General features: G+C 73.2%; 1 protein-coding gene. It reads right to left on the bottom strand.

Features of this window, described 5'->3' with window-relative positions; genetic code table 11:
* Positions 1–2,557 (bottom strand): glycosyltransferase family 2 protein (locus ACWD3D_RS35615; protein ID WP_451464815.1); only part of this gene is annotated, 2,557 nt, incomplete at its 3' end.
* Positions 2,558–2,787: the final 230 nt, after the last annotated feature.

Here is a 2,787-nt window from a genome sequence, read left to right on the forward strand (position 1 = left end):
CGTCGGCCGCCTGCGGGGTCCCGGTGAAGGACAGCCGGAAGACGCCGTTCTCCTGTCGTACGAGGCCGGTCAGCGAGGACTCGCAGGCGAGGGAGCGGTCCCAGCGGGCGAGCCGGACCACGTCCTCGGGCCGGTCGTCCTCGATGAGGCCGATCGCGACCCGTCGGGCCGGCGGGAGCCCGGCCACGGCGCCGGCCGAGGCGCGGCCCGCCAGCGCGGTCCGGATGTCGCGGACCAGCGAGATCCGGTCCTCCTCCGCCATCTCCAGGAACGCCTTGCCGCTGATGCGGTCCAGCACCTCCACGCGGAGCCAGCGGCGGTGCAGCCGGTCCCGGGCGGGGCCCGGTTCGGAGAGGCTGTCGGTGGTCTTCATCAGCGCGGCGACCGCCGCGTAGAAGTCGGCGGGGGCGGGCGCCGGGGTGTCCCGCTTCGGGCCGTAGTGGTAGCAGACGTAACTGCCCAGCACCGAGGCGTGCACGGCGCGCAGATACGCCTCCGCGGCGAAGGGCTGGTCCGCGAGCGGGCCGCCCTCGGCGGGGAACCGCAGGTCGTGCCGGAGCAGGAAGGCGCGGTCGTACAGCTTGTTGACCGTGAGGCTGTCGGCCAGCGGGTCCCTGGCGAGACTGGCGCGCGGCCGGTCGCGGACGAACAGCTCCTTGGGCAGCGCACGGCCCTTGCCCGCGAGCTTCCCGACCACGATGTCGGTGTCGTTGGCCATGCCGTACGCGTACATCCGCTCCAGCGCCTCCGGGGCCAGACGGTCGCCCGGCTCCATGAAGAGGACGTAGGAGCCGGTCGCGGCGTCCACCCCGGCGTTCCGGGGCTCGGCACCGGCCGCCGGGCGGATCTCGCCCTCGCCGTCACCGACGAGCACGGTCTCGAACTCCCGCTCCGAAAGGCTCTGCGCGGCCAGCGAGGCGAGCGTCTCGCGCAGGGCGTCGGGGGCCGCCCCGGCGGTCGGCAGCACGACGCTGACCTTCGGCGGCCGGGGGCGAGGGCTGTCGGTGGTGGGGACGACCGCGAGGGCCAGCCCGGTGTCCGTACCGGCGCCGTCCGCGGCGAGCACGGGCGCGGTGCGGTGGCCGGCCAGGACCTCGCCGGGGGGCAGCGCGGACGCGTCGCCACCGGCGTTGCCGAGCGGCACCGTACGGTCGAACCCGGCGCCCATCACCCGGATGCGCACGTCCCAGGTACCGGCGGCGAGCGGGCTGCCCCCCGCACCGCGTGCCGGGTCGAGCGAAGCGGTGCCCTTCAGCACGGGCCGCACCAGGACGGTGCCGTCCGCACCGGTCTCCTCCTCCAGCGTGAGCCGGACGGTGGCGAGCGCGGGCCACAGGTGGGCGGTCTCCGCGTGCCGGAGCAGGACGTCCACCCGGAACGACTTCAGCTCATCCGTCACGTCGACGGGTTCGTCGAGGACACCGTCGGTGAGCGCCGGCGCGAGGACGTAACCCTCGCCCCGGCGGGCCAGCAGCAGACCGGGCCCGTCCTGCCGCTCGGCGAAGCGGGCGGTGAACGCGACCTTCAGCCGGTCGCGGTCCCAGTGGGCCTCCCCGACCGTGGTGAGCGCGGTGAGATCGGTCTGCCGGCGGGTGTACTCGGTCAGCTCGGCGGGCTTGTTCCGCCGCAGCAGCTCCGAACGGACCCGCTGGTTGGCGGCGAGCGAGGTGTGCATCGCCTCGGTGACGAAGGTGTCGGCCAGCTCCCGTACGGACTCGAACGGGTCGCCGTCGAAGTGCGGGTCGGTGACCGTGCCCCGCGCCGGAACGCCCAGCCGGCCGAGCATCTCGCCCCGGTAGAAGCGTCGCAGCAGCCGGTCGCGGTCCGGGCCCGGCTCGGTGCCGTCCGCCACCGTGCCCATGATCTCGCGCAGGTTGGCGTAATACCGGCGCGGATCCATCGCCCGGGTACCGGCGTTCGCCGCGTCGTCGCGCGCCCAGTACGTGTAGCAGACGTAGTCGCCCAGCACCGAGACGACCTCGGCCTTCAGGTACGAGCGCACCAGGAAGAGCTGGTCCTCCAGGATCCACGGGCCCTCGGGGTGCACGATGCCGTGCTCGCGCAGGAACGCGGTCCGGAACATCTTGTGCGGGGTCAGGCTGTCGATGAGCGAGGCGGTGCGCACGGTGCACTTCTCGCGGGTGGTGCTCATCAGGCCGTACGGCACGCCCCGGCTGGTGAAGTTGCTGGCCACCTTGCCGATGACGATGTCCGAGCCGTTGCGGACCGCCATCGCGTGCAGGCGCTCCAGCGCCTCGGGGGCCATCAGGTCGTCGTGGTCCACGAACTGGACGTACTCACCGCGCGCCTGCTCGACGCCGATGTTGCGCGGTTTGCCCGGCCAGCCCGAGTTGGGGATCGAGGTGGTACGGAAATGGGCGTGCTCGGCGGCGAGCCGGGCCAGCCGGTCCGGGGTGTCGTCGGTGGAGCCGTCGTCGACGAACAGCACCTCGAACTCGTCCGGCGACAGCGTCTGGTCCAGCATCGAGCGGACCAGCGGTTCGATGTGGCTCCCCGAGTTGTACGTAGGAACAACCACCGTCACTTTGACTGCCACAGCCCACCCCAGACTTGTTCCCGCCCGCGTTCCGTGCGGTGGATTGAACCTTATACAGGGGTGACGTACGGGTAGCCGTGCTGCGGGAGTTGACGGACCCGGCGGACGGGTCGCCGCGTGCGGCGGGACCGGGACCGGGACCGGGACCGGGGGCGGGAACGGGGCGGGTCGGTCGGGGCGAGACCCAGGCGTCGGCGGCGGCATCGGCCGCCACCGGTGCGGGTCAGCCC

The organism is Streptomyces sp. NPDC002690, from assembly GCF_053592415.1.